Source organism: Cupriavidus basilensis, assembly GCF_000832305.1.
Taxonomy (GTDB): Bacteria; Pseudomonadota; Gammaproteobacteria; order Burkholderiales; family Burkholderiaceae; genus Cupriavidus; species Cupriavidus basilensis_F.
This window is the reverse complement of the sequence record NZ_CP010536.1, coordinates 1,996,883-2,021,981: the sequence shown is the minus strand read 5'-3', so window position 1 is coordinate 2,021,981 and position 25,099 is coordinate 1,996,883. Positions and strand designations below refer to the sequence as shown.

Sequence of the window (25,099 nt, the reverse complement as noted above, 5' to 3'; positions counted from 1 at the left end):
CAGTTTCAGCGTGCAAGGCGACGCCCGCCAGAGCTTGCTGGCCTGGCAGGAGCGGATGAGCCCGGTCTACGATATCCGGCCTGCCACGACGCAAGGCGACCAGACGTTCGAAGCCTCGCTGTCGCGCTACTCCATCGACGATCTGAGCTTCTTTGACATCCGCACCAGCCCCAATCTGGCCGAGCGCTCGTTGGGGCGCGTGTCGACAGAGAACATTCGCGACATTACCTTCAGCGTGTTCCTGGAAGGCGCGCCCGCCCAATTCATGGGCGGCAAGCCCGGGCCGGACGCGCCGCAGCGGCACGGCGTGCCAAGCATCCTCGCGCTGGACATGGACCAGCCGTGCACCATCCGGAGTTTTCATGGCCGCATGCTGCTGTTTTTCGTGCCGCGCGCCCTGGTGGAAATGGCCTTCCCCGATGCCGCCTCGCTGCATGGCCGCCTGGTTGAGGCCACCACACCACTGATGCGGGTGCTGATCTCGCATCTGGTGGCACTGAACCGACAAATCGTGGGCCTGAGCAAAGCGGAAGCCGACCGGTCATTTCGCACCGCAATCGAACTGCTGGCAGCCGCGTTCAGCCGGCACGCAGGGCTTTCCGGCAGCGCCCGCGCGGCGGTGCGGGCCGCGGTGTACGGCCAGGTGCGGCGTTATGTCGAGGCCAATCTGCATGACCCCGACCTGACCCCTGACAGCGTGCTGCAATCGCTGCAGCTGTCGCGCGCCAGCGTGTACCGCCTGTTCCTGCATGAAGGCGGCCTGGCCGCTTATATCCGCAGCCGCAGGCTGCGGGCGGCGGCCGATGAGCTGGTGCGCTTTCCCGACATGGCGGTGCAGGACATTGCCTCGGGGCTCGGTTTCAACAATGCATCGAGCTTTACCCGCGCCTTCCGCCGCGCCTACGACATCGCGCCGCAGGAATTGCACAGCTATGCCTCGCTGCTACAGCGCGAACAGGCAAGGCTGCAGCGCCATGCACCCTGGCGCGCGGCGGGATTCGGGTAGGAATCCGTTCAGGGCACTGCACCGCTGGCCACCTCTCGCCCCGTCACTCCACTGGCGCCGCCATCCACCCGTTTGCGGCATTCGCCGCCACGACCTGTTTCGCGATCGAATCGCCCAGGCGCCTGGCATCCGCCGAGATACTGTCGCCCTTGACCTCGGACACGCCATGCAAGCCCGCGCCGGCCGCGGCTGACATCGCGAGATGGCCGGCGGCGGCACCCACGCCGGCGGTTTCCGCCACGCCCGGCATGTGGCCGCTGTTGGCCTCGGCCGCGAAGCGCTGCAGCGGCATGGGCGCACCGTGCGCCGGCTGGTACAGGATCTGGACCGACGCGCCGACCTCGCTCTTGCCTGCGCCAAGGCCGATCAGCAAGCGGCGCCGACGCTTGCCCTCGTCGATCTTCTGGATGCTTGCCTCAACGATCAGCGCATTGCCGGGCGCGGGCGCGGCGCCGTCCGCGCGTACCGCGCGCAGTCCCTGGGACTGCAGCTGGCGCACGATTTCATCGGACACCTGCTCGCTGGCAGCGGTCCCGCCAGCGACCATCGTCTTGAGCTTCTGAGCCATGCCGCTGTCGAGTTTCACCTGATCCGGGCTGGCATCGAAGGCTTGCACATAGATGATGTCCGCCCGCACCTGTGCCTGAGGCATGACGCTGGCCTGATGCGTCACGCCGGTGACGCCCCAGGCGCAGCCCGCCATCAGGAGCGATCCTGCCGCCAATGCTGTCATTGCCAGACGCGTGGCGTTGTGCTTGATGAGTGAGTATGAAGTCCGCATGTTGTTCCTGTCATCGGCACCATCGTGCCGCCGATTGCCGAAGAATTGCCGAGAAGACGTCGCCGACAATCATTCGATCCACAGGATCAGAAACCATCGGAGATCATGCCTGCTTGCGTGCGGCTCATCTGCTATCGGTGTGAGCCGCGACCCGCAGACGCAAGTATGGGAGGCACCGGCTGCGCGCGCCATGCGGGAAATATGTCGCGCGATGTCACCCTTGCGTCGAGCCCGGGCGCGGGGAATGGGCGGTCTCGCCTCACGCCGATGGCTGGTGCAGCGGCAACGCCACAACGGCTTCGAGACCGCCCCCCTCGCGAGCGCGGAACTGCAAGGAACCGCCGTGCAGGCGCGCAATGCGCTCCACGATCGCCAGGCCCAGGCCGGTGCCGCCCGAATGGCCGCGTGCGTTGCTGCCGCGGCTAAAGGGCGCCTTGAGCTGCTCCAGCTCCTGCGCGCTGATGCCACTGCCCCGGTCGCACACGGCGGCATAGGCCGTATCGCCCTCGGCCCAGGTGCGCACGCACAAGCCGGTTCGTCCGTAGACGACCGCGTTGTGCATCAGGTTCATCAGCAGCCGCATCAGGGCCACCGGCCGGAACGAAAGCGCCGGCACGCTGCCGAGCGAAAGCGCGAACTCGTGCCCAAGCCCGGCATAATCCGCGGCGAGCTGGCTCACGAGCGCATTGAGGTCGCCAGGCTGTGGCACCTCGCGTTCGCCACTGCCCGCGTAGTCCATGAACTGCTGGAGGATCGTGTCGATCTGATCGAGATAGCCCTCCGCCGATGCCACGAAGTGATCGGCGGCGCCGCGCGGCATCGCCATGGCCATCGCCAGACGCAGCTTGGTGAGCGGCGTGCGGATATCATGCGACACGCCGGCCAGCATCAGCGCGCGCGTCGCCTCCGCCTGCTGCAATGCCTGCGTCATCTGGTTGAACGCGCTGCTCACCTGGGCGATTTCCGTCGGCCCGCTGGTGGGCAGAGGCACGGGGGCTTCGCCGGCGCTGACATGGCGTGCCGCGCGCGCCAGATCCTGCAACGGACGATTGATGTGCAGCTGGATCAGGTAACCGGTGAGCGCCGCGAGCAACGCGAAGGCCGCCGACAGCGCCAGCGCGGTGGTGACGCCGCTCGCCTGCGCGTCTTCGGTCATCGGCAAGGCGATCCATTGGGGTGCGCCATCCACATGCACGCGAATCCAGAGCTGTTCCCCTTCCCACTCCCTCCCGCCTTGCCCCGTCTGCCATCGCACCGCCATGTCCGGCGGCAGATAGCGCTGCAATGCCTCCATGAAGACATCGCGCTGGTAGGTGCGAAAGAAGTGGAGCGCGCTGGCATGCGGCGCCTCTACGCCTTGCTCCGGCGGCTGCGCCCGCGCCCCGAGCCGTGCCGCCGCCGCGCGGCCCTGCTCGGGCGGCATGGCGGCAAAGACGCGGTCGAGCGTCTTCACGTAGTCGGAAAATATGATCGCCGCACGCTCGATGTGCGGGCGCTGCACGAAATGCAGCAACACGGTGAGCGCGCTGACCTGGGTCAGCGCCACGAGCGCCACCAGCAGGGCGATGTTGCGCGCGAGCAGCGAGCGGGGCAACGCGAGCCGCATCACGGCCCGACGCCGGCGACCAGCATGTAGCCGACGCCCCACACGGTCTTGATGAAGCGCGGCTTTGATGGATCGTCTTCGACGATCTGGCGCAGCCGCAGGATCTGTACGTCGATGCTGCGGTCAAGGGCGTCATGGTCGCGGCCGCGGGCTCGCGCCAGCAGGTTCTCGCGGCTCACCGGGCGGTTTGGCGACGACCCTAGCGCGTGCAGCAGCAGCATCTGCGCGGAGTGCACTTCGACCGGCTCACCGCCGCGCTCCAGCGTCTGCTTGCCGACGTCGAATGCGAAATCGCCGAAGTGCAAGGTCTGCGAGGTCACGGTCGGATCTCCAGCCGCCATCTTCTGCCGGCGCAGCAGCGCGCGAATCCGTGCCACCAGTTCGTCCGGAAGGAATGGCTTGGCGAGATAGTCGTCGGCGCCGGTCTCAAGCCCGGCCACCCTGTCGAGCGGATCGCCCTTGGCGGTCAGCATCAGGATGGGCAGCGTCTGCCCTTCGGCGCGCAGCCGGCGGCAAATGGCCAGGCCATCTTCCGGTTCCATCATCAGGTCCAGCACGAGCAGGTCGTACGGCTCGCGCTGCAGGTAGCGGTCAAGCCGCTTGCCATCGGCGACCGCGCGTACCAGGAAGCCGTGCCCGGTCAGGAACCGTTGCAGCATGTTGCGCAGCTCGGCCTCATCATCGAGCACGATAATCCTGTTCACCTGCTCCATGGCGCGTCTCCGGCAAGGATCGCGAATCGCCCGAAATCACCGGCGATCAGTGGTGATCAGCGAGCCATTGCCTTCTGTCTCATGAACCCCTCGATCTGCGCCAACGTGACGTATCCGGCCTGCTGCGTGTCGATCTCATCGAAATGGCTGGCGACCATCGGCATGCCCGCCGCCGCTTGTTCCCGGGTCAGCTTGCCGTCGCGCGTCGTGTTGGCATTGGCGAAGCGCATCTGCAATTGCTGCATCGCACGTTCCACCCGCGCGCTGGCGCCCGCTGGTGGCGCGACGCTCTGCGCGGATGCGCCTGCAGAAACAATACACAAAATCAAAACCGCGATCATCTGCTTCATGGTGTTCTCCGTGGTGTAGCCGACATTCGATGCCGGCGGGGGTAGTCGATCCGCATCAATCCGCATCAATCCGCATCGATCCGGAACAATCAGATTGGGCTGATGGCCGTCAGGCCCAGTGCGCGGGCACCCAGACGCGGCCGACCCAGTGTCCGGGCACCATGACCGCCGCACGCGGCGCCCGTGCCACGTAGACGGCACGCGGCGCGACATACACAACCCGAGGCGGGGGCGGCGGCGCAACCACCACCACCTTGGGCGCCGGCGGGGCGACGTAGACCGCCTTCGGGGGCAGCGCGGGCGGCAGGTAGACAGGCGTGGGCTGCACATAGGCAACCGGAGGCGGAGGCACATAGGCCACTGGCGCAGGCGTGACGACCACCGGTGCGGCGCCAACCGCCACGGTGGCGCCCACCGTGGTCACCGTGCCGCCGGTAGTGACTGTGCCTGCGGTCGTCACCGTGCCGCCATGCACCACCGTCGCGGCGCCCGTCGTCACGACACCCGGCGCCACGCGCGTCGCGGTGCCAGAGTGGGTGACGGTGCCGCCGTCCGCGCCGGTCACCGTCCCCGAACGGGCGCACGTCGCGCCGGCGCAAGTGGTCGATGCCGCGTGGCTGACCGTGTTGCCGTTCGAGCCGGTGATCGTGCCCGACGATGCATACTGGCCCGGCGCGTCACGCGTCACGCTGCCCGCCGTGGAAGCAGTCTGGCCGTTTGGTCCGGTGAGGTTGCCCGTGTGCGAACAGGTGCCGCCGGCGCAACTGGTGTCGCCAGCGTGCTGTACCGAGCGGCCGTTGGGCCCGATCGCCGTGCCCGAGTTGGAGAACTGCCCGGGCGCGGTGCGGGTCACCGTGCCGGTATTCGTCGCGATCCCGCCGTAGGGGCCGGCGACGCCACCGGCGTGCGAACAGCTTGCGCCCGAGCAAGAACCGGCATGCGCGCCGTTGTAGACGCCGTGCGGCGTGTAGGCCGTGCCGTGGCCCGACCAGCCAGCGAAGGCCGGGGTGCTGGCGAGGAGGATCAGCGACGCGGCCGCTGTGACAACGTGATGGCGTTTCATGGGATGTCCTTCGGGTTCGGGTTCGGGTTCGGGTCAGGTCACGCACTGCGGCCTGGCAACGGGACGAACTATAGGACGAGGGTGCGAAACATTCGCCATGGAAAACATGTCGCGGTGTTACACCGGCCGGGCTGACGGATTGGCTGACGGATTGGCTGACATCGGGCGACATATTTCCCGCCTGGCTCTGCCCGCGGCCGCCCACTACAGTGGCCTCACCCGACGCGACGGCGGTCACTGCCGCGCACGACGCGTCCCACCCCAACCTGTTCCGCGCCCATCATGCACACCACTGGAAACATCGCACTCTATGTCGCGTTAGCCACGTCGTTCATCGTCGCCGTCTCGCTGATCGAGGCTTTCGTGCTGACCCGAAAGCTGCGCGACAGCGCCGCGCCGTTCGACTGGAATGAAACGTGGCTGTCGCTGGCCGACCTGGCCGGCGGCAAGCTGTTCGCGCTGCTGCCGCTCTCGCTGGCAACGCCGATCTTCGCCTTCGCCTGGGATCATCGCCTCTTTACCGTCACGATCAACAGCGCGCTGATGGCGCTGCTGCTGTTTGTCGGCCAGGAGTTCTGCTACTACTGGTATCACCGCGCGTCGCACCGCATCCGTTTCTTCTGGGCCACGCATGCGGTTCATCACTCGCCGAACCAGTTGACGCTGTCGTCCGCCTATCGCCTTGGCTGGACCAGCAAGCTGAGCGGCTCGGCGATGTTCTTCGCGCCGCTCGTCTGGCTTGGCGTGCGCCCTGAGGTCGTGCTCGCCACGCTGATGTTCAACCTGCTGTATCAGTTCTGGCTGCACAACACGTGGATGCCCAAGCTCGGCTGGCTCGAATACGTGCTCAACACGCCGTCGGCCCACCGCGTGCACCACGCGTCGAATGCCGCTTACCTGGATGCCAACTACGGCGGCGTGCTGATCGTGTTCGATCGCCTGTTCGGCACCTACGTCGAGGAACGCGCCGACGAACCGTGCCGTTACGGCCTGGTCACGCCGACGCATACGCGCAACCCGCTCGTCAACCAGTTCGAGCACTGGGTCAGCCTTGCGCGGGATATCGCGTCGGCGGGCAATGCATGGACCGCCATCCGTTACGTGATGCTGCCGCCCGGCTGGCGCGCGGACGGCACTGGCCAGACCACGGAGAACCTGCGCCGGCGCCACTGCGGCTCGCCACCGCCTGCCTCTACTCGCTGACCCCGTGCGCAAGCCAGCCAAACTGGAACGCGACGCAAACACGATCGGCGTGCCTGTCGCGACCCGGCGGATCTGCGCGATGTGGCGGCATTCGCGCTCGACCCGGGGTGCTGGCAAGACAGGTACGCACGATGCATAATCCTGAAACTGGTTTCACCGAGACCGACTTCCCATGCCACACGCTGTGACACAACCCAAGTCCGACCTGAAGCCCGCAGAGACACTCACCATCCAGGACGTTGCCAACTATGCGGGCGTCTCCAAAGCGACGGTGTCGCGCTTCCTGAACCGGGGCGGCGAGCAGTTGTCCGCCGACGTGGAGGCACGCGTGGCCGCGGCCGTGCGCGCGCTGGGCTATAGCCCGAGTCCCATGGCGCAGGCGCTCAAGCGTGGCAAGTCGCGCCTGATCGGGCTGGTGGTGGCGGACGTTTCCAATTCGTTCTCGGTGGCCGTACTGCGTGGTGTGGAGAAGGCCTGCCGCGACGCTGGCTATATGGTGATGCTGTTCAACCTGGGCAATGACGAGCAGCTGGAGCGCGAAGCCATTCGCTCGCTGTCAGCCTACCGGGTCGAGGGCTTCATCCTGCACACACTGGGCCACGACGCCGGCGCCCTTGCCGATGCCGCTCAACTGGGCAAGCCGGTCGTGCTGGTCGACCGCAAGGTCGGCGACGCCCAGGTCGACCTGGTGGCCCTGGATAACCTCTCCGCGGTTCACGAGGCTGCCGCCCACCTGCTCGAAGCCGGCTACCGGCGCCTGCTCTTCATCAGCGAGCCGATCAAGGCCATCAGCTCGCGCAACGAGCGGGCCCGGGCCTTCCAGAACTTCATCGCGGAGCATGAGGACTCGCTGGGCGGAAGCGTGTTCGAAGCCCGTACCGGTGACGACGCCGCTCTCGACGAAGCGCTGCGCGCCCTGCGCCGCGACGCCGGCGAGGCGCCGGTAGCCGTGCTGGCGGCCAATGCGGTGATCTCGCTGCGCGTGGCCGCCGCCGCCGCCAGGCTGGGGTGGCAGCTCGGTACCGACCTCGGCCTGGTCGGGTTCGATGATCCGGAATGGGCTGCCCTGGTCGGCCCTGGCCTGAGCACCATTTCCCAGCCCACCGACGACATCGGACGCGCCGCCACCAACTGCCTGATCGAGCGGCTGCAAGGCGCGCAGCTTGCGCCGCGCCAGGTCCTGTTGCCTGGCACCCTGGTCAAGCGCGGGTCGACGCGCCGCGGCTGACAGGAAGCCGAAAGTCGTTCTTGGCGACGCGACGGCGTAACGAGCGCCACCCTCTCCCTCGCTCCATCCCCCCGTTCCACCCGTAAGGGTTTCCACTGCTGGAGTTCTGAAACCGGTTTCCTATAATTCTGAAACCGGTTTCAGAACCGTACTTGCCGATCGCTGCGACGCCAGCGACACATTCCACAGAACGTGCAGGAGACATTGATGAACATCCAACGCTTGTTGCGCCAGATTGCCGCGCCCGTGCTCACGCTGCTGGTCCTGGCCAGCACCTCGGCCGGAGTCCAGGCGCAGACCGTCGCCGAGATCGTCAAGAGGGGCAAGGTCACCATCGGCGTGGTGACGGGCGCGCCGCCCTTCGGCACCACCGACGCCACCGGCAAGCCCGCCGGCTACGATGTCGACGTGGCCAACCTGTTGGGCAAGTACCTCGGCGTGCCGGTCGATATCGTGCCGCTCACCTCTCCCAGCCGCATTCCGGCGCTGGAAGCCGGCAAGGTCGATTTCCTGGTCGCCACCCTGGCGCCGACGCCCGAGCGGGCGCGGGCCATCATGTTCAGCTCGCCCTACAGCGCGTTCGAGCTGACCATCTTCGCGCCGGTCGCGGCCAGGTACGCCAAGCTGGCTGAGCTTGGGAAGAAGAAGGTTGGCGTGACGCGCGGCACCACGCAGGACACGGCACTGACCCGCCTGGCTGTGCCCGGCATGAGCATCGTCCGCTTCGAGGACGACGCGACCTGCGCGCAGGCGCTGATCAGCAACCAGGTCGAAGCCATTGCCCTGCCCAGCACCACCGGCAACGAGATCATGAAGGCACGCGGCGCCGGCAAGTTCGATGCCAAGTTCGCGTTCTCGGTGCAACCGAACTCGATGGCCGTGCGCAAGGACGCCTTCGAGCTGCGCCAGTGGCTCAACACCACCATCTCCTACGTCAAGCTCAATGGCGAGCTCGACGCCATTGCGCAGAAGTGGACCGGCAAGGCGCTGCCCGCGCTGCAAACGTTCTGACCCCGGCAAGCCCGACGTTGCGCGCGGGCGTCAGCCTGCGCGCCAGGAGACCCGCATGAACTATCAATTTGAATGGAGCCCGGTGCTGTCGCAGCTGGATAGCTTTGCGCGCGGCGCGGCCATGACGCTGGCGCTCAGCTTTGGCTCGATCCTGCTCGGCACGCTGGTCGGCACCGCCGGCGCCATCGCGGCAGCGTTTGGCGGCCCCTGGCTCCAGCGCGCCGCCAGGGTATACGTCGAGGCGATCCGCAACACGCCCTTCCTGATCCAGCTCTTCATCATCTTCTTCGGCTTGCCTACCATCGGCCTGCAGATCGATGCCATCACCGCCGCGGTGATTGCCATGACGGTCAATCTCGGGGCCTACTCGACCGAGATCATCCGGGCCGGCCTGCAGGCCGTCCACCGTTCGCAGCTCGAAGCCGCCGCCGCGCTGGGCATGACGCGCTGGCAGTTGATCCGCCACGTCGCCCTGGTGCCGGCCTTCGAGAAGGTCTATCCGGCGCTGACCAGCCAGTTCACGCTGATGATGCTGACTTCGAGCGTGGTGTCGGCGATCTCGGTGGAAGAGCTCACGGCGGTCGCCAGCCAGATCGATTCGCAGACCTTCCGCACCTTCGAGAGCTACATCCTTGTCATGTTCATCTACATCGGGCTAGCACTGCTCCTGCGCGCCATGTTTGCCCTGATCGGCAACCTGGTGTTCCGGCGGCGCCGCGTGGTGGCGCGCGCCAGGAAGGCCGCGCGCACTGCCCGCGTTGCACCGCTGGCGCATGCGGCGCTGACGCCGGCGGTGGCAGGGAGCGCGAAATGATCACCGAGTTCTCCTGGAATCATCTTGAAATCCTGCTCCTGGCAGCACGCTGGACGCTGTGGGTGACCTTGCTGGCCTTCGTCGGCGGCACGCTGGCCGGCTTCCTGGTGGCGCTGGCGCGGACCTCCAGAAGCGCCCTGCTGCGCCTCGCCAGCACGGTCTATATCCAGATCGTGCAAGGCACGCCGGTGCTGATCGTGCTGTTCCTGAGCTACTACGGCCTCTCCGTGCTCGGGCTCAAGCTGTCGCCGATGACGGCGGCCATGCTGGCGATGTCGATCTACGCCAGCGCTTATCTTGGCGAGATCTGGCGGGGCTGCATCGAGGCCGTGCCGCAAGGGCAGTGGGAGGCCAGCGAGGCGCTCGCCCTCACCCGCTGGCAGCAGCTGCGCCATGTGGTGCTGCCGCAAGCCGTGCGGCTGGCCCTGCCGCCCACGGTGGGCTTCTCGGTCCAGCTGGTCAAGAACACCTCGATCACCTCCATCATCGGCGTCATCGAACTCACCCGCGCCGGCCAGCTGATCAACAACGCGACCTTCCAGCCCTTCGCGGTCTTCGTCGTCGTCGCACTTATCTACTTCGCGCTTTGCTTCCCGCTTTCTTCGGCAGCCAGGCGCATGGAAAGGAGGCTCCATGCCCATCGTTGAAGCACAAGGCGTGCACAAATCCTATGGCCCCGTCGAAGTCCTGAAGGGCGTGTCGTTTGCCATCGAGCCGGGCCAGGTGGTCGCCATCATCGGCCGCAGCGGCTCCGGCAAGAGCACCATGCTGCGCTGCCTGAACGGCCTGGAAACCATCAACGCCGGCAATATCACGGTCGCCGGGCACAAGCTGGACCACGACAGGAAGCGGCTGCTCGACCTGCGCCGCGACGTAGGCATGGTGTTCCAGAGCTACAACCTCTTCCCGCACCTGACGGTGGGCGAGAACATTGCGCTGGCGCCTGCCATCGTCAAGAAGATGGCCACCGACAAGATCGACGGCATCGTCGACCAGGTGCTGGCCCAGGTCGGCCTGCAGGACAAGAAGGACTGCTACCCCGAGCAGCTCTCCGGCGGCCAGCAGCAGCGCGTGGCCATCGCCCGTTCGCTGGCAATGGAACCCAAGGTGATGCTGTTCGACGAGGTGACCTCCGCGCTCGATCCGGAGCTGACCGCGGAAGTGCTGCGCGTCATGGAAAACCTGGCCGCTTCCGGCATGACCATGGTGCTGGTGACGCATGAGATGGAGTTCGCGCGCCGCATGGCGCATACCACCATCTTCATGCACCAGGGCAAGGTGCACGAGGCCGGCCCGTCAAAGGCACTGTTCGCGCAGCCACGGACACCGGAACTGCAGCAATTCCTCAGCGCGGGAGCCCTGAAATGACCCGGCGGCAACAAGATGGTTCTTTGCAGCCGCCGGTGCTGATCTCGCTCACGGCCTATGGCGCGGACCTCGCCCGGCGCGACGGGCAGGCGGCCCTGGGGCGGATTGCCGCGGCGGCCGGCGCGGACGGCGTGGAATACCGCGGCGAACTCCAGCGCGGACACAAGGATGAAGTCAGGGAACAGCGCGCGGTCGCCGAACACCATGGGCTAAGCGTGGTCTGGTCTAGCCCCGAAGGCCTCTGGAGCGAAACCGGTAGCCTCGACCTCGCCGCGCTCGACCGCGCCTTCACAACCGCGCTGGCGCTCGGTGCCGGCAGCGTCAAGATGTCGCTGGGCGGCTACCGGGAAGGCGCCGCGCTTGAAGGATTGCTCCCGTGGCTGCGGCACGGCGGCATCGAGCTCGTCGTGGAAAACGACCAGACCGCCAGCGCCGGCACCGTACCGCCGCTGCGCGACTTCTTCGCGCGTGCCACGGCGCTCGGCAAGACGGTGCCGATGACCTTCGACATGGGCAACTGGCACTGGACGGGCGAAGATCCCCTCGACGCCGCGCAGGCCTTCGCCGCGCAGGTGGGCTATGTGCACTGCAAAGGCGTGCTGCGCACGCCCGCCAGGTGGGTTGCCGTGCCGCTGGACCAATCTGCCGCGCCATGGCGCAGCGTATTGCGCCGCCTGCCCGCCGGCGTTGCGCGCGCCATCGAGTTTCCGCTGCAAGGCGAAGACCTGGTACAGGTCACGCGCAAGCATGTCGAACTGCTGCGTTCGGTGGAGATTCCCGCATGAGCCCGGATCTGGATGTGGTGACGCTGGGCGAGGCCATGCTGATGCTGGTGGCCGGTGAAGCCGGGCCGCTCGAAGGCGTGCAGACCTTCCACAAGCGCACCGCCGGCGCCGAGACCAATGTGGCCATCGGCCTGTCGCGCCTGGGCCTGAAGGTCGGATGGGCCAGCCGCCTCGGCGATGATTCGATGGCGCGCTACCTGCTCGGTGAAATGCGGCGCGAAGGCGTGGATTGCAGCCAGGTGGTGTGCGAGCCCGGCGAGCGCACCGGCTTCCAGTTCAAGGGACGGGTCGACGACGGCAGCGATCCGCCCGTGGAATATCACCGCCGCGGCTCGGCCGCAAGCCGCATGAACCCGGAGCATCTGGACGACCGGTGGCTACGGCGCGCACGGCACCTGCACGTCACCGGCGTGTTCCCCGCGCTGGCCGAAGGCACGCAGGCCGCCACGCGCCAGGCCATCGCCACCATGCGGGCTGCCGGCCGCACGGTCTCGTTCGATCCCAATCTGCGCCCCGCGTTGTGGGCCACGCCCGAGTTGATGCGCGAGACGTTGAACAACCTGGCCCAACAGTGCGACTGGGTGCTGCCCGGCATCGAGGAAGGCCGCTTCCTGACCGGCCATGCCGAGCCCGAACGCATCGCCGCCTTTTACCGTGGGCGCGGCGCCAGGCTGGTCGTGGTGAAGCTGGGCGCTGAAGGCGCCTACTTCGATGGCGAAGCCGGCACCGGCCATGTCCCCGCGTTCAGCGTCGAGCGTGTCGTCGACACCGTCGGCGCGGGAGACGGCTTTGCCGTGGGCGTCATCAGCGCGCTGCTGCAAGGCCGGACGGTGGCCGACGCCGTCCGGCGCGGCGCATGGATCGGCGCGCGGGCGGTGCAGGTGCGCGGCGATACCGAAGGCCTGCCGACCCATGCCCTGCTGGCGGCCAGCAACCTGTGAAGTCACAGCAAGGATTTGCGATGCGCAAGAATGTATTGGTGTTCCGTCCCATTCCGCCCGACCTGCTCGCCCGGATCGAAGCGGAGCATGACGTGATCGTCGCCGACCCGCGCCAGCCGCCGCAACGGCCGGCCTTTCGCGCCGCGCTGGCGAATGCGCACGGCCTGATCGGCTCCAGCGTCAAGCTAGGCGCGGCCGAACTGGCAGAAGCCGGCCGGCTGGAAGTGATCTCGAGCATTTCGGTGGGGGTCGACAACTATGATCTCGCCTGCCTGCGCCGGCGTGGCATTACGCTCTGCCATACGCCCGGCGTACTCACCGAGACCACCGCCGACACGGTCTTCGCGCTCATCATGGCGGCCAGCCGCCGCCTGGTCGAACTCGCCGCCCATGTGCGCGAAGGCCGCTGGGCCGCCAATATCGGTGAAAGCCTGTTCGGCTGGGACGTGCACGGCAAGACGCTGGCGATCCTCGGTTTCGGGCGTATCGGCCAGGCGGTGGCGCGCCGCGCGGCGCTCGGCTTCGGCATGGAGGTGCTGTACGTCAACGAGACTGCCGCCGAACCGCCCGATCTCGTGGGGCGCGCCACCCGCACGGAACTCGACGACGCCTTGCGCCGCGCCGACATCGTCGCCGTCACGCTGCCGCTAACCAAGAGCACGCGCGGCTTGATGGGGCAGCGCGAGTTCGCGCTGATGAAACCGGGGGCCATCTTTGTCAACGGCGCCCGCGGCCAGATCGTGCAGGAAGACGCGCTGCTCGCGGCGCTCGACAGCGGCCACCTGCGCGCGGCCGGGCTCGACGTCTTTGCCACCGAACCGCTGCCGCAGGATTCGCCGCTGCGCTGCCATGCGCGGGTGACGGCCCTGCCCCACATCGGCTCAGCCACGCATGAAACCCGCCGCGCCATGGCGGAACTGGCCACGCGCAATCTGCTGGACGCGCTGGCCGGCCGGCCACCCGCCACGCGCTTCGACCTGACGGCCATGGCCTCTTGAATCGCTCATCGCTGCAATCGCTTTAATCGCCTAAGCCGCTTTAATCGCTTAAGCCGCTGCCCGAACCTTCCCGCAAGGACCATCCGCAATGCCCCGTTCCATTCCCACGCTGTGCGGCTCGATCATGGGCGAGCCTTTCACCTTCAATGTACGCATCCACAACGCGGCCTACCGGGCGCTGGAGATCGACTACACCTTCGTCTGCTTCGGCGTGCAGGACGTGCCCGGCGCCGTGCAATCGATCCGCGCGCTGGGCGTGCGCGGCATGAACGTATCAATGCCGCACAAGCAGGCCGTGATCCCTCACCTCGACCACCTCGACGAGACCGCGCGCGCCATTGGCGCGGTCAACACCATCAACAATGTCGATGGCGTGCTGACCGGCTACAACACCGATTGCATCGGCGCCGTACGTGCCTTCCAGGAGGTGACCGAGCTGCAGGGCAAGCGCATCGCGCTGCTGGGCGCGGGCGGCGCGGCGCGTGCCATGGCCTATGGATTGCGCGAGGCCGGCGCCGCCGTGACCCTATTCAACCGCACCGCGGCGCGCGGCGAGGAACTGGCCGCCTCGCTTGGCCTGCGCTTTGGCGGCGCGTTGTCCGACTTCCGGGCGGCAGACTTCGACCTGCTCGCCAACGCAACGGCCGCCGGCTTTCGCGCCCCCGATGTCAACCCCGTGGCCGGGCAGCTTGCCGCCCACCTGATCGTCATGGACGCTGCCTTTATCCCGGTCAGGAGCAAGCTGATCCGGGACGCCGCCGAGCTTGGCTGCCGCACCATCGACGGCACGCGCATGATGCTGCACCAGGCTTGCGCCCAGGTCGAGTTCTACACCGGCTGCGCACGCGCGCCGATCGAAGCGATGGAGGCGGCGCTGCTGGAGGAGATCGCACGCCAGTCCTGACGGCCCATCGCCCGCCTCCCACCGCAAGCCTCCGACCCTCGCCGTTAGCGGCTAGCCACTCGCTGCGAACCATGCGGGCTTCGCGGTGAGTTCGCTGGTAGCGCAAGCCTTGCCTATTCCCTCATCGCGATGAAGGCCGGATGGCTCTCATCGTTCCGTGGCGAGACGTTCGGCCTGTCGCCGAACCCTGGCAAGCATACGCCGCCGGAGTAACCCACTGACAGGACGGATGACGTACCAGTAGGGCGCAAAGCGGCGACGAACTGCCGCGGTTGGACAAAACACCCGGGTCTCCGTGCTCAGCACGGACGCGCCTGACGCATCGGCATCTACGTTGAAGCTCATGACGAGCTGGCAGACGTCCAGTCTGACAGTCGCCTTGAAGGCTTCGGGGGACGCAATGTCCAGCAAACCGTAATCTGCCCGCCAGAACGCGCCTGTCAGTCCGAACGCTAGCCCGGCATCCCCCTCGCGGCCAAGAAATGTGAAATCGTCGAGATCAAGCGGGGGTCTGCTCGACCGGCTCATCAAGCGCGACGGCAGTTCGCGCAGGCCAATGGCCAGTCGTACCAGCGGATCATCTTGCACACGTTGGCGAGTAACGCAATCCAGAATCATGTTCGCCGGCGCGTGTACGCGCGCAGCGTGCCGCTCGCGGAAATCATAACGAGGCAGAAAATCGTCAATCAGAGTCATCTACATTTTCCCCACCGCATGCGAAATTTGCATCCTATGGTCCGCGGTCCGCTCCACGAAGCGGCCATTCGAGACGGCCATATGCACCTTGGTCTTTTGCCAGACAGGGAGACTACCGGAGTGCGACGAAGGCAGCAAGCATAGCCGGTTCGCATGGCTCCTCGCTGAATCCCCAAGCCGAAAAAGTCATCCGGCAGGCGCCAACGCAAGCTTCTTCACCATGGGCATGCAGGCCAGCCGAAGCCCCGAGGGGGATTGGTAGACAGACGGCTTATCGCCGATGAAACCACATCGCCGGTAAAAGGCGGCGGCGTTCAACGTGGCCTCGAGATTGATTTCAGTCAACTCGGCCTGGCGTGCCAGGCATTCGAGGTGGGTCATCATTTTCATGCCCAGGCCGCGCTGCATGAAGTCGGGGTGGACAAAGATTGCCCCCAATTCTCTCTTTTCGAAATCGATCATGCCGGTGGCGACGGGATCCCCCTGGATGCAGACCAGGTGAAAGTGATTTTCCACCAGGTCTCTATACCACTCCGTGAGCGGCACGGTCGTCCAAGCCTGGACCTGCTCCGGGGTATAGGCGGTGCCGCATTGATCATGAATCGCCAGACGGCGAATATCGAATGCCGCCTGGGCATCGCTTCGCCTGGCTCGTCGAATTTCCGGCATTTCCATTCTCCGTTCATGGCCATCAGTGACGGAGAAGCAAAAAGCCCCGTCATTGTTGGCGGGGCTTCGAGTAATACGCTGAATCCTGGATGCGTACGACGTCATGGCCCGCCGAAGGCGGTCATGGAGAAGCACATCATGTTCATCTGGCGTATGTGGGGCATACCCGGATAGTGGTGGACGCTTTGCGGATTGTCAATATCAAGGTCAAGGGCCGCTCCTGGCCGAGCTTATTGAAATACGCAATCTACCCACTGAGTACCCACTGAGCAGACTGGGCCTGCCGGTTGCCAACCTCTCGGATCGGCCTGTGTTGCATCGACCGGTTGAATCCGCAACTCAGCGGCGGCGCACGCACCCTCGACCCGCAAACGTCAGACTTCCACCTCCACCACCCGAGCCTTCAAGCGCGGCGCGGCGAAATCAAGGAAAGCGCGCAGCTTCAGCGGCAGGATGCCCTGTCCGGTGTGAACAAGGCTGACGGGCCACGGCGCCGGCTCGAACGGTGCGAGCACGATCTTGAGCGCACCGGCGCGCAACGCGCTCGCCATCTGATAAGACGCCACGCGCGTGATCCCGACGCCGGCCACCGCCGCATCGACCGCGGCTTCGGCGGTGCTGACGGCAAGCCGCGAACGCACGGGCACCGCGATCTCCGACTTGCCCGACATGAAGGTCCAAACCTGCCTGGATGTCATCCGTTCAAACGTGATGCATGCATGCGCGGTGAGCTCAAGGGGGCTCGTCGGCATGCCGTGTTCGGCGAAGTAGGCCGGGCTTGCGCACACCACCCGGCGCACGGTGCCAATCCGTGCCGCGACGAAACTGCTGTCGGGCAGGTCGGCAACCCGCAATGCGACATCGACGTGCTCTTCAAGCAGCGGCACCACGCGGTCGGTCAGCACCATCCGCACATCGATGTCCGGATAGATCTTGAGGAAATCCGCGACCACCGGCAAGACGTGCAGGCGTCCGAAGACGAGGGGCGCGGTGATGACGATCTCGCCTTTGGGCGCCGCGTACTCCCCCGACGCCGCACGCTCCGCCTCCCCCACTTCCTCGAGAATGCGCCGGCATGCGGCGACATACGCTTGCCCGGCTTCGGTGAGGGAAAGCTGTCGGGTGGAGCGGTGCAGTAGCCGGGTTTTCAGGTGCGACTCCAGGTCTGCGACCTTGCGGCTCACCGTTGCGAGCGGCATCTTGAGCTGGCGCGCCGCAGCAGAAAAACTGCCTGCCTCGACGACAGCCACCAGGATCGACATGGATTCGAAGCGATCGGCCACGTTCTCAATTTTTGGGAGGATGATTTCCAATAATGGCAGATTATCTTCTTAGGTGGAAGAGCATATTATCGGCCGCACTGCCCCGGCAAACGAGGCGGCGAACGATTTGAGGCTTGTCGATTGGCTGCTCTGGGCTGCCACGTCTCAGGTCCGCAAAAATCTGGAGAATGTGCTGTGTCAACGCTTTCGAGTCCCCACCCGCAGTCCTTGCGCGCAACCGCTTCCATCAAAAATCTGCCCGTCAACCTGTTTGCGTCGGTCATGGGCATTGCCGGACTGTCCATTGCGTGGCGCCAGGCCAGCCACGAGTTCGGGGTAAGTCCGCTGATCTCCGATGCAGCCGGCATCCTCGCCTTGGTGGTGTTCGTCGTGCTGGGCGCGGGCTATCTCGTCAAGGCAGTCAAACATCCTGAGGCGGTTGTCGCCGAGTACCGGCATCCCGTCGCCGGCAATTTCTTTGGCACGATCACGATCGCTATCCTGCTGCTTTCATCGGTCGTTGCGCCATTGAGCCCGACGCTCTCCGAAATCATGTGGACGGTGGGTACCATTTTCACGCTTGCGCTCTGCTTTGCGATTGCGGGCCGGCTGCTGCGGGGAAAGATTGACGCGGCGCACGCCGTTCCCGCCTGGTTCATCCCGGGTGTGGCCACGTTGGACATCGCCGTTGCCGGCGGGACCATGCCAATGCCGTGGGCGCATGAAGTCAACCTCTTCGCGCTGGCCGTTGGCACAATGATTGCCCTCTTGTTCTTTACGATGATCATGTCGCGAATGATTCACCACGAACCGCTGCCCGCCGGCATGGTCCCTTCGCTGCTGATCCTGATGGCACCGTTTGAAGTGGGCTTTCTTGCCTACACCAACTTTACGCAGCACGTCGACACGTTCTCCGGGTTGCTGTTCTACTTCGGTCTCTTTGTATTCCTCACACTGGCGCCCAAGGTGTTTCGCAGGGGAATGCCGTTCGCTTCGGGTTGGTGGGCAATCAGCTTTCCAATGGCAGCGCTGGCGATTGCGTCGCTGAAATACGCGATGTTCGTCCAGGCCTGGCCCGTGAAGGCGATTGCCATCATCCTGCTCGCCATGCTGACCCTCGCGATTGGGGTTCTCTTTGTCAAAACGCTGCACATTCTCCTTAACGGTAAGCTGCTCGGCGGTTGAAACGGCGAACGACATGACCGAAGTCCAGGACCTGCGCATCGTCTCCGACCCGACAGGCGGTGCGCCATCGCCATCACCATCGCTACCGGACGTGATATCGGAAGGCTTGGCAGTCGTCTTTTGTGGAATCAATCCCGGCATGAAAGCGGCGGCAGGCGGCCACCACTTTGAAGGCAATGGCAACCGCTTCTGGCGAGTCTTGCATCTGGCCGGTTTCACGCCAGTGCTGATGCGCCCGGAAAACGACCGGGACCTGCTCGCCCACCGGTGCGGATTGACAACGGCCGTTGCCCGGCCTACCGCGCGGGCCGATCAGCTTTCACCGCATGAATTCCATGCATCGACATCGGCGCTACTGAAGAAAATCGAACTTCATCGCCCCGCCTGTATCGCCTTCCTGGGCAAGGCCGCATACGCAGCGATATCAGGTCAGCGGCACGTGTCATGGGGACGCCAGAACGCGATGTTGGGCGGGTCGACAGTGTGGATCCTTCCAAATCCGAGCGGGTTGAACCGCTCGTTCAGCCTCGATGAACTCGTTGTGGCTTATAGAACGTTGTACCTTGCGTATGCCTCGCCGAAAGCCTGGTTTGCGCAATAGACCGCAAAACACAGGACATCGGAAAGCCTCGGGGCCGCGGTGGCCCCCTTGCCCCCTTGCCCCCTTGCCCCCTTGCCCCCTTGCCCCCTTACCCCCTTGCTCCCCACCACGCGGCCCTCCGCGTGCCGCTATCTGCCGCCCCCCTCCACGCGCGTAAAACCTCCTTGCAACGTCATGATCCGCCTGCTAGAGTCCACAACTGATCAGTGCATAGTTAAAGAAGAATCGATCGAGCCGCCTGGCAGGCGAGACGACCAACGACAGGAGACACGATGGTTCCGGCACTATGGTTTGACGGGCGAGCATATTCGGCCGACTGGATGAAAGGGGAGATCCAGCGCATTCTCGCTGGCCTGCACGATCTGCAATGCAAGGAGGGCGACACCATCGCCGCCATGCTGCGCAACAGCCCGGAGTACGTGGCGCTTGTGCTGGCCTGCCGCCAGGCGGGGCTGTACCTGGCATCGATCAACTGGCACTTCAAGGCGCTGGAAGCCAACCATATCCTGACCGACAGCGGCGCCCGCGCGTTGGTTGTCGATGCGGACCTGCTCGACCAGGTGCGTGAAGGCATCCCCACGGGCGTCGGTGTCATCCTGGTCTCGCGCGGCGCGGCGCCGCCATCCAGCCCGCAGGCGCATCACTGGGCGGATTTCGGGGCGGGCCTGCCAGCCATGCCCGCGCGCACCGGCACCTCGCACGGGGCCATCGCCTATACCTCCGGCACCACCGGCAAGCCCAAAGGCGTGCGCCGCATTCCCGGCGCGCCCGAAGAGCGCGCCGCCATGGAACAGCGGCTGCAGCGGGTCACCGACATCGTCTACGGCACAGGGGCGGACGTGACGGCCTATCTAAGCGCGCCGATCTACCACAGCGCGGCCATGGCCTATCTCTCGCACTTCTGCAACCTGGGCGCCACGCTGGTGCTGGAGCCGCGCTTCGATGCGCAGCGCGCGCTTGCGCTGCTGGCGCGCCACAAGGTCACGCATGCCTACCTGGTGCCGACCATGTACCAGCGCCTGCTGGCCTTGCCGCCTGAAGCGCGCACGGGGCATGATCTGTCCGCGCTGCGCCAGGTGGCCTCGACCGGCTCGCCCTGCCCCGTTCCCCTCAAGCAGGCCATGATCGCGTGGTTCGGGCCCATCATCACCGAGGCCTACGGATCGAGCGAGGCAGGCTACACCACGTTCGCCGACTCGGCGAACTGGCTGCGCCATCCGGGCTCGGCAGGCAGCGCGCTTCCCGATGCCGAAATCCGCATCCTGGACGAGGACGGCAACGCGTTGCCGGCGCGGGAAATCGGCCTGATTTATGTGCGCCAGCGCGCGCTGCCCGACTTCACCTACATCAACCGGCCCGAAGCCCGTGCGGCCATGGAGCGCGACGGGCTGATCACGCTGGGCGACATGGGCTACCTGGATGAAGACGGGTTCCTGCACATCTGCGACCGCAAGGCCGATATGGTCATCTCGGGCGGTGTGAATATCTATCCGGCGGAGATCGAGTCGGTGCTGCAGACCATGCCGGGCGTGGCGGACTGCGCGGTCTTCGGCATTCCCGATGCGGAGTTCGGCGAAGGCCTGGCCGCCGCGGTCCAGCCAAGCCCCGGGCACGGCCTCGATGGCGCGCAGGTGCAAGCCTTCCTGCGCGAGCGCATTGCCAACTACAAGGTGCCGCGCATCGTCGAGATCCACGCGACGCTGCCACGGGAAGACACCGGCAAGATCTTCAAGCGCCGGCTGCGCGAGCCGCACTGGCAGGGCCAGGCGCGCGCCATCTGAATCCAGCGGTGCCCAAGCGCATCAAACCCATCAAAAGCAGGTGGATAAAACAGATCGGAGACAGCACCCATGGCCATCGCCTTCCCCACCAACGAGCCCTATTTGTCCGGCTACTTCGCGCCGCTGCACGCCGAGTGCGACGCGCCTAACCTGCCGGTCACGGGCGAGGTGCCGGCCGGGCTGCGCGGCACCTTTTACCGCAACGGGCCGAATCCGCAGTTCGCGCCGCGCGGCAAATACCATTGGTTCTCGGGCGATGGCATGCTGCACGCGTTTCATTTCGAGAAGGGCCGCGTGTCCTACCGCAACCGCTGGATCCGCACGCCGAAATGGGTCATGGAAAACAAGAACGGCGAAGGCTTGTCAGGCTCGCTGGCAAGCCGGCACCTGACGGACCCCAGGCTGCTTGAGCTGAACTCCACCGTGGCCAATACCAACGTGGTCTGGCATGGCGGGCGCCTGCTGGCGCTGGAAGAAGCGCATATGCCGTTCGAAGTGGACCCGGTATCGCTGGCGCCGCGCGGCTACCAGACCTTCGATGAGAAATTCTCCGGGCCCATGACCGCGCACCCCAAGATCGACCCGGTCAACGGCGAAATGGTCTTCTTCGGCTACGGCGCCCGCGGCCCGTTCACGCCGGACCTGATGCTGCATGTGGCAGACAGCCAGGGCAAGCTGCTGCGCTCCGTGCATATCGTCGCGCCGTTCCCGAGCATGGTCCATGACTTCGTGGTGACGCGCACCCACATCCTGTTTCCCATCTTCCCGCTGACGGGATCGATGGCGCGCGCCACCAACGGCCAGCCGGCCTATGCGTGGGAACCGGACAAAGGCACGCACATCGGCATCCTGCCGCGCGACGGCACCGCGGCGGATGTGCGCTGGTTCACCGGCGATCCGTGCTACGTCTTCCATCCGATGAACGCCTTCGACACGCCGCACGGCGGCATCGTCTGCGACATGATGAAGTACGACGTGCCGCCGCTGTTCCCCGGCCCGGACGGGCGCCCGCTCTCCAACGGCGCGCCCGTGGCCAGCCTGGTGCGCTGGACCTTCGACCTGGCGGGGAAATCCGGCACGTATCGCGAGCAGCCGCTATGCGATACGCCGGGCGAGTTTCCGCGCCTGGACGAGCGCTTTGCCATGCTGCCCTACCGGCACGGCTACTACTGCAGTGGGGATATCTCCGCCTCCACCCAGGGCGACAGCCTGCGCAGCGGCCTGGCGCATATCGACCTGGCCACCGGGCAGGTCGCGCAGTACCAGCCGCCGGCCGGCGACAAATGCGGCGAACCCGTGTTTGTCCCGCGCCATGCGGATGCCGATGAGGGCGACGGCTGGCTGCTGTCCGTGATCTGGCGCGCCGCGGAGAACCGCAGCGATATGGCTATCTTCAACGCGCAGGCGCTGGCGGCAGGGCCGGTGGCGCTGGTACACCTGTCGCATCGCGTGCCCGCCGGCTTCCACGGCAACTGGCGTCCCGCCGACTGAGGCGGATGCATGCCGGCGCATTGACTGGCCCACTGATCAAACTAGCGCGGCGTTGCCGATCCCCGCAACGCCGCCAGGCAGAACTGCACGACAACATCGGCCATCTGCTCGGCCGTGGGCTTGTGCGTGGAGGCCACAGGCAGGCGGCGGCGGTCGATGGTCAGCGTGGCCAGGCCGTGCGTGGCGGCCCACACGGAGAACGCCAGTTGCTCCTCGCTGAGCCCGCCGACGCCTGGCGCCTGCAGTACGGGCCCGATGGCGCTGCGCAGCACCTGGAACGAGGCAGCACCCGCCTCCGCCAGCTCCGGATACTGCTCCCGGTCCGCAATCTCCGGCCCGAACATCAGGTGAAACCGCGCGGGATGCGCCTGGGCGAACGCCACGTAGGCGAGCATGATCGCCCGCAGCCGCCCTTGCGCATCGGCAGGGTCGATGTTCTCGACGCTCTGGCGGCGATACGCCACCAGGTCGCGAAACGCCTGGGCCGCAATGGCGGCCAGCAGCCCGTTCCGGTCCTTGAAATGATAGGCCGGCGCGCCCGGCGAGACGCCAGCGAGCTTGGCTGCCGTGCGCATGCTCATGCCCGCGATCCCCTCGGTATCGAGCAGATGGGTGCCCCACGCAATCAGCGAAGCGCGCAGGTCGCCATGGTGCCACTGCCCTTCCGGCTTGGTGGTTCCACCTTGGGACTGGCCCTGCTTTACCGGGGCGTCACCGCGTGCTGTTGCTGGTTTTTTCATGGGAGCGGAGTTTACCAAATGCCCGGGCCGCGGCATGAATGCCCTCGGCATTCTCAATAATTAGACGATTGTGCTGCCATGGCTACTGCAGACTAGCGAGAAGCGTATGCGAGCCACCGCTCCAGCATGCCATCGGCCTCTAAAAAAACCCTTGCAAACGCGATTTTCCACGCGTAATCTAAAAAAAAAGACAGATACCGAATGGCAACGGATCAAAGAGTATTTGCAGAGTAGTGCCTGCAGCCAGATCCATCCGGGTATTTTTTTCCCTATACAGTCTACAAATTGAGACGTATTTCGGCTTACCTGCAGTGGCCCGCAACCCGGCGTCATGCAAAAGATCATCGATGGGCTGCAGGACTATTGCCAGGAAACCGGCACCGAGGCGCTGCTCGACCTGGTGGGCCAGGTCCGGATCGACCCGCACTTGAGCGACCGCTGGCTGCGCTTCGCGCAGCAATCCGGCTGAGCGCCATGCGCAAAAGACCGCTCGCGCCGGCGCATGCCGCTGGCGCGTCACTGCAACGATCAACAAACGTGTCATGGAAATTCTGGAACTCAAGCCGGTCGCCGAACAGCTCTTCAAGGACATGCGCGAGCTGTCGTTCGATGGCGTTGGCGTGACCCGCGACAGCTACGGCGCGGGCGAAACCGCGGCGGCCAGCTACCTGCGGGACTTCGCGCTGCGCCACGGCCTGCAAGCGCAGGCCGACCGCGCCGCCAATCTCGTCTTGCGCCTGCCGCAAGCCGACACGGGCGCGCCAGCGACGTGGGTCGGCTCCCACCTGGACTCCGTCCCGCAAGGCGGCAACTTCGACGGGCTGGCGGGGATCGTCGCTGGCCTGCTCTGCCAGTTCCGGCAAAAGCGGTCCGGCCGGCACTCGCGCGTGCCGCTGCAGGTGGTGGGCTTCCGGGGCGAGGAAAGTGCCTGGTTCGGCAAGGCGTACATGGGTTCGGGCGCGCTGCTGGGCAAGCTCAGCGCCGACGACCTGGCGCTGGCGCACCGGCATTCCGGCGCGTCGCTGGCGGCCTGCATGACCGCCGCCGGCGCCGATGTCGAGGCGATCCGCGCGCAGGCGCCGCTGCTCGACAAAGCCAAAGTCCATGCCTACCTGGAACTGCATATCGAGCAAGGCCCGGTGATGGTCGCGCGCGGCTTGCCGGTGGCGGTGGTGCCCGGCATCCGCGGCAATGTGCGGCACAACCGGATCCAGTGCATCGGCGAGGCCGGGCACTCCGGCGCGGTGCCACGATGGCTGCGCAAGGACGCCATGTTTGCCGTGGCCGACCTGATCACGCGGCTGGACGAGCACTGGCGCGTGCTGCTGGAGCGCGGTATCGACCTGGTCGTCACCACTGGCGTGGTCAGCACCAGCCCGGCGGAGCATTCGATCTCCCGCATCCCCGGCATGGTGAGCTTCAGCTTCGAAGCGCGCAGCAAGAGCGAGGAAACGCTGGAAGGCTTCCATCAACTGCTGCGCACGGAATGCAAGGCGATCTCGCGCGATCGCGGCGTGCGGTTCGCGTTCGACCGCCGCATCGAATCGGCCCCGGCCACCATGGACGGCAGGCTCTGTGCGCTGCTCACGCAGGCATGCCGGCAACGTGACCTCCCGGTTGAGCCGGTGCCAAGCGGCGCGGGGCACGATGCCTCGCTGTTCGCCAACGCCGGCATCCCCACCGGCATGCTCTTCGTGCGCAACGAAAACGGCTCGCACAACCCGCACGAGGCCATGGACATCGATGATTTCCTGCTCGGCGTGCAGGTGCTGGACGACACCATCGCGAGCCTCTGAGCCACGGCCGAGCCGTTCCGGCCGGGCCAGCCCGGTCTATATCGACTGCCGCCGGCTGATCTCGTTTCCGGCGCTGCGCGAGGCACGAATCGCGTCTGACGCGGTTC

General features: G+C 66.0%; 26 protein-coding genes. 17 read left to right on the top strand and 9 right to left on the bottom strand.

Features of this window, described 5'->3' with window-relative positions; genetic code table 11:
- The first annotated feature begins 10 nt into the window (after positions 1-10).
- Positions 11-1,006, top strand: a complete 996-nt coding sequence (locus RR42_RS09535; protein WP_236702007.1) for an AraC family transcriptional regulator — start codon at positions 11-13, stop codon at positions 1,004-1,006.
- A 43-nt stretch (positions 1,007-1,049) separates the two neighbouring features.
- Here the strand turns inward: RR42_RS09535 and RR42_RS09530 are convergent, their stop codons facing one another.
- The 5 genes from RR42_RS09530 to RR42_RS09510 all read right to left on the bottom strand — a co-directional run bounded on the left by RR42_RS09530 (position 1,050) and on the right by RR42_RS09510 (position 5,519).
- Positions 1,050-1,787, bottom strand: a complete 738-nt coding sequence (locus RR42_RS09530; protein ID WP_043346064.1) for a DUF4410 domain-containing protein — start codon at positions 1,785-1,787, stop codon at positions 1,050-1,052.
- A 259-nt stretch (positions 1,788-2,046) separates the two neighbouring features.
- Positions 2,047-3,393 carry an ATP-binding protein gene (locus RR42_RS09525; RefSeq protein WP_043346062.1) on the bottom strand — a complete coding sequence of 449 codons (1,347 nt, stop codon included), beginning with the start codon at positions 3,391-3,393 and terminating at the stop codon, positions 2,047-2,049.
- Positions 3,393-4,106: a response regulator gene (locus tag RR42_RS09520; protein WP_043346059.1), complete on the bottom strand. Its 714-nt coding sequence runs from the start codon at positions 4,104-4,106 to the stop codon at positions 3,393-3,395. Before RR42_RS09520 ends, RR42_RS09525 begins: the two co-directional genes overlap by 1 nt.
- Positions 4,107-4,162: 56 nt before the next feature.
- Positions 4,163-4,456 (bottom strand): hypothetical protein, encoded by a 294-nt coding sequence (locus tag RR42_RS09515; RefSeq protein WP_043346057.1) that lies wholly within the window; start codon positions 4,454-4,456, stop codon positions 4,163-4,165.
- A gap of 109 nt (positions 4,457-4,565) precedes the next feature.
- Entirely contained in the window at positions 4,566-5,519 is a 954-nt protein-coding gene (locus RR42_RS09510; RefSeq protein WP_043346054.1) for a hypothetical protein, read from the bottom strand.
- 282 nt (positions 5,520-5,801) lie between these two features.
- Here RR42_RS09510 and RR42_RS09505 point away from each other — a divergent pair, with 282 nt between their 5' ends.
- From RR42_RS09505 to RR42_RS09460, 10 genes are all read left to right on the top strand, one after another.
- The gene (locus RR42_RS09505) at positions 5,802-6,722 is read left to right on the top strand and encodes a sterol desaturase family protein (RefSeq protein ID WP_043346053.1); all 921 of its coding nucleotides are present in this window, start codon (positions 5,802-5,804) and stop codon (positions 6,720-6,722) included.
- Positions 6,723-6,894: 172 nt separating this feature from the next.
- Positions 6,895-7,950, top strand: coding sequence for a substrate-binding domain-containing protein (locus tag RR42_RS09500; protein ID WP_082054845.1), 1,056 nt, complete (start codon positions 6,895-6,897; stop codon positions 7,948-7,950).
- 207 nt (positions 7,951-8,157) lie between these two features.
- Entirely contained in the window at positions 8,158-8,961 is an 804-nt protein-coding gene (locus tag RR42_RS09495; protein ID WP_043346052.1) for a transporter substrate-binding domain-containing protein, read from the top strand.
- Positions 8,962-9,016: 55 nt separating this feature from the next.
- The gene (locus RR42_RS09490) at positions 9,017-9,775 is read left to right on the top strand and encodes an amino acid ABC transporter permease (protein ID WP_043346051.1); all 759 of its coding nucleotides are present in this window, start codon (positions 9,017-9,019) and stop codon (positions 9,773-9,775) included.
- Complete coding sequence (locus tag RR42_RS09485; RefSeq protein WP_043346050.1) at positions 9,772-10,422, top strand: amino acid ABC transporter permease; 651 nt, start codon at positions 9,772-9,774, stop codon at positions 10,420-10,422. Before RR42_RS09490 ends, RR42_RS09485 begins: the two co-directional genes overlap by 4 nt.
- The gene (locus RR42_RS09480) at positions 10,409-11,143 is read left to right on the top strand and encodes an amino acid ABC transporter ATP-binding protein (RefSeq protein ID WP_043346049.1); all 735 of its coding nucleotides are present in this window, start codon (positions 10,409-10,411) and stop codon (positions 11,141-11,143) included. The genes RR42_RS09485 and RR42_RS09480 overlap by 14 nt, the downstream gene beginning before the upstream one ends.
- Positions 11,140-11,928, top strand: coding sequence for a sugar phosphate isomerase/epimerase family protein (locus RR42_RS09475; protein ID WP_052494553.1), 789 nt, complete (start codon positions 11,140-11,142; stop codon positions 11,926-11,928). The genes RR42_RS09480 and RR42_RS09475 overlap by 4 nt, the downstream gene beginning before the upstream one ends.
- On the top strand, positions 11,925-12,869 hold the full coding sequence (locus tag RR42_RS09470) for a sugar kinase (RefSeq protein ID WP_043346044.1): 945 nt from the start codon (positions 11,925-11,927) through the stop codon (positions 12,867-12,869). The genes RR42_RS09475 and RR42_RS09470 overlap by 4 nt, the downstream gene beginning before the upstream one ends.
- A gap of 20 nt (positions 12,870-12,889) precedes the next feature.
- Entirely contained in the window at positions 12,890-13,867 is a 978-nt protein-coding gene (locus RR42_RS09465) for a 2-hydroxyacid dehydrogenase (protein WP_043346040.1), read from the top strand.
- Positions 13,868-13,955: 88 nt separating this feature from the next.
- A complete protein-coding gene (locus RR42_RS09460) occupies positions 13,956-14,771 on the top strand; it encodes a shikimate dehydrogenase family protein (protein WP_043346038.1) in 816 nt (271 codons plus the stop codon).
- 147 nt (positions 14,772-14,918) lie between these two features.
- On the opposite strand, the gene RR42_RS09455 is transcribed toward RR42_RS09460, so the two are convergent.
- From RR42_RS09455 to RR42_RS09445, 3 genes are all read right to left on the bottom strand, one after another.
- Entirely contained in the window at positions 14,919-15,467 is a 549-nt protein-coding gene (locus RR42_RS09455; protein ID WP_043346036.1) for a hypothetical protein, read from the bottom strand.
- A 186-nt stretch (positions 15,468-15,653) separates the two neighbouring features.
- Positions 15,654-16,142 (bottom strand): GNAT family N-acetyltransferase, encoded by a 489-nt coding sequence (locus tag RR42_RS09450; RefSeq protein ID WP_201777360.1) that lies wholly within the window; start codon positions 16,140-16,142, stop codon positions 15,654-15,656.
- A gap of 368 nt (positions 16,143-16,510) precedes the next feature.
- Positions 16,511-17,398, bottom strand: a complete 888-nt coding sequence (locus tag RR42_RS09445; protein WP_043351742.1) for a LysR family transcriptional regulator — start codon at positions 17,396-17,398, stop codon at positions 16,511-16,513.
- A 195-nt stretch (positions 17,399-17,593) separates the two neighbouring features.
- Here RR42_RS09445 and RR42_RS09440 point away from each other — a divergent pair, with 195 nt between their 5' ends.
- The 4 genes from RR42_RS09440 (at position 17,594) to RR42_RS09425 (ending at position 22,456) form a co-directional block, all read left to right on the top strand.
- The gene (locus RR42_RS09440) at positions 17,594-18,583 is read left to right on the top strand and encodes an SLAC1 anion channel family protein (protein WP_043346033.1); all 990 of its coding nucleotides are present in this window, start codon (positions 17,594-17,596) and stop codon (positions 18,581-18,583) included.
- 13 nt (positions 18,584-18,596) lie between these two features.
- Positions 18,597-19,184, top strand: coding sequence for a G/U mismatch-specific DNA glycosylase (gene mug / locus RR42_RS09435; protein ID WP_082054844.1), 588 nt, complete (start codon positions 18,597-18,599; stop codon positions 19,182-19,184).
- Between the two features lie 272 nt (positions 19,185-19,456).
- The gene (locus RR42_RS09430; RefSeq protein ID WP_043346031.1) at positions 19,457-20,965 is read left to right on the top strand and encodes an AMP-binding protein; all 1,509 of its coding nucleotides are present in this window, start codon (positions 19,457-19,459) and stop codon (positions 20,963-20,965) included.
- Positions 20,966-21,034: 69 nt separating this feature from the next.
- Positions 21,035-22,456 (top strand): carotenoid oxygenase family protein, encoded by a 1,422-nt coding sequence (locus RR42_RS09425; protein WP_052494552.1) that lies wholly within the window; start codon positions 21,035-21,037, stop codon positions 22,454-22,456.
- 41 nt (positions 22,457-22,497) lie between these two features.
- On the opposite strand, the gene RR42_RS09420 is transcribed toward RR42_RS09425, so the two are convergent.
- Positions 22,498-23,196 (bottom strand): TetR/AcrR family transcriptional regulator, encoded by a 699-nt coding sequence (locus tag RR42_RS09420; protein WP_043346030.1) that lies wholly within the window; start codon positions 23,194-23,196, stop codon positions 22,498-22,500.
- A 331-nt stretch (positions 23,197-23,527) separates the two neighbouring features.
- Between RR42_RS09420 and RR42_RS39570 the strand changes: the two genes are divergently transcribed.
- Positions 23,528-23,665, top strand: coding sequence for a hypothetical protein (locus tag RR42_RS39570; RefSeq protein WP_201777359.1), 138 nt, complete (start codon positions 23,528-23,530; stop codon positions 23,663-23,665).
- 73 nt (positions 23,666-23,738) lie between these two features.
- Positions 23,739-24,992 (top strand): hydantoinase/carbamoylase family amidase, encoded by a 1,254-nt coding sequence (locus RR42_RS09415; protein WP_043346029.1) that lies wholly within the window; start codon positions 23,739-23,741, stop codon positions 24,990-24,992.
- Positions 24,993-25,099 lie beyond the last annotated feature (107 nt).

What these genes read in the sequence shown, in the direction of transcription:
- mug (WP_082054844.1), top strand. Translation starts at nt 18,597, where the DNA reads ATGACCGAAGTCCAGGACCTGCGCATCGTCTCCGACCCGACAGGCGGT.
- RR42_RS09520 (WP_043346059.1), bottom strand. Translation starts at nt 4,106, where the DNA reads ATGGAGCAGGTGAACAGGATTATCGTGCTCGATGATGAGGCCGAGCTG.
- RR42_RS09530 (WP_043346064.1), bottom strand. Translation starts at nt 1,787, where the DNA reads ATGCGGACTTCATACTCACTCATCAAGCACAACGCCACGCGTCTGGCA.
- RR42_RS09500 (WP_082054845.1), top strand. Translation starts at nt 6,895, where the DNA reads ATGCCACACGCTGTGACACAACCCAAGTCCGACCTGAAGCCCGCAGAG.
- RR42_RS09495 (WP_043346052.1), top strand. Translation starts at nt 8,158, where the DNA reads ATGAACATCCAACGCTTGTTGCGCCAGATTGCCGCGCCCGTGCTCACG.
- RR42_RS39570 (WP_201777359.1), top strand. Translation starts at nt 23,528, where the DNA reads ATGCAAAAGATCATCGATGGGCTGCAGGACTATTGCCAGGAAACCGGC.
- RR42_RS09470 (WP_043346044.1), top strand. Translation starts at nt 11,925, where the DNA reads ATGAGCCCGGATCTGGATGTGGTGACGCTGGGCGAGGCCATGCTGATG.
- RR42_RS09510 (WP_043346054.1), bottom strand. Translation starts at nt 5,519, where the DNA reads ATGAAACGCCATCACGTTGTCACAGCGGCCGCGTCGCTGATCCTCCTC.
- RR42_RS09445 (WP_043351742.1), bottom strand. Translation starts at nt 17,398, where the DNA reads ATGTCGATCCTGGTGGCTGTCGTCGAGGCAGGCAGTTTTTCTGCTGCG.
- RR42_RS09515 (WP_043346057.1), bottom strand. Translation starts at nt 4,456, where the DNA reads ATGAAGCAGATGATCGCGGTTTTGATTTTGTGTATTGTTTCTGCAGGC.
- RR42_RS09490 (WP_043346051.1), top strand. Translation starts at nt 9,017, where the DNA reads ATGAACTATCAATTTGAATGGAGCCCGGTGCTGTCGCAGCTGGATAGC.
- RR42_RS09485 (WP_043346050.1), top strand. Translation starts at nt 9,772, where the DNA reads ATGATCACCGAGTTCTCCTGGAATCATCTTGAAATCCTGCTCCTGGCA.
- RR42_RS09455 (WP_043346036.1), bottom strand. Translation starts at nt 15,467, where the DNA reads ATGACTCTGATTGACGATTTTCTGCCTCGTTATGATTTCCGCGAGCGG.
- RR42_RS09465 (WP_043346040.1), top strand. Translation starts at nt 12,890, where the DNA reads ATGCGCAAGAATGTATTGGTGTTCCGTCCCATTCCGCCCGACCTGCTC.
- RR42_RS09425 (WP_052494552.1), top strand. Translation starts at nt 21,035, where the DNA reads ATGGCCATCGCCTTCCCCACCAACGAGCCCTATTTGTCCGGCTACTTC.
- RR42_RS09430 (WP_043346031.1), top strand. Translation starts at nt 19,457, where the DNA reads ATGGTTCCGGCACTATGGTTTGACGGGCGAGCATATTCGGCCGACTGG.
- RR42_RS09525 (WP_043346062.1), bottom strand. Translation starts at nt 3,393, where the DNA reads ATGCGGCTCGCGTTGCCCCGCTCGCTGCTCGCGCGCAACATCGCCCTG.
- RR42_RS09475 (WP_052494553.1), top strand. Translation starts at nt 11,140, where the DNA reads ATGACCCGGCGGCAACAAGATGGTTCTTTGCAGCCGCCGGTGCTGATC.
- RR42_RS09480 (WP_043346049.1), top strand. Translation starts at nt 10,409, where the DNA reads ATGCCCATCGTTGAAGCACAAGGCGTGCACAAATCCTATGGCCCCGTC.
- RR42_RS09460 (WP_043346038.1), top strand. Translation starts at nt 13,956, where the DNA reads ATGCCCCGTTCCATTCCCACGCTGTGCGGCTCGATCATGGGCGAGCCT.
- RR42_RS09420 (WP_043346030.1), bottom strand. Translation starts at nt 23,196, where the DNA reads ATGAAAAAACCAGCAACAGCACGCGGTGACGCCCCGGTAAAGCAGGGC.
- RR42_RS09505 (WP_043346053.1), top strand. Translation starts at nt 5,802, where the DNA reads ATGCACACCACTGGAAACATCGCACTCTATGTCGCGTTAGCCACGTCG.
- RR42_RS09450 (WP_201777360.1), bottom strand. Translation starts at nt 16,142, where the DNA reads ATGGAAATGCCGGAAATTCGACGAGCCAGGCGAAGCGATGCCCAGGCG.
- RR42_RS09415 (WP_043346029.1), top strand. Translation starts at nt 23,739, where the DNA reads ATGGAAATTCTGGAACTCAAGCCGGTCGCCGAACAGCTCTTCAAGGAC.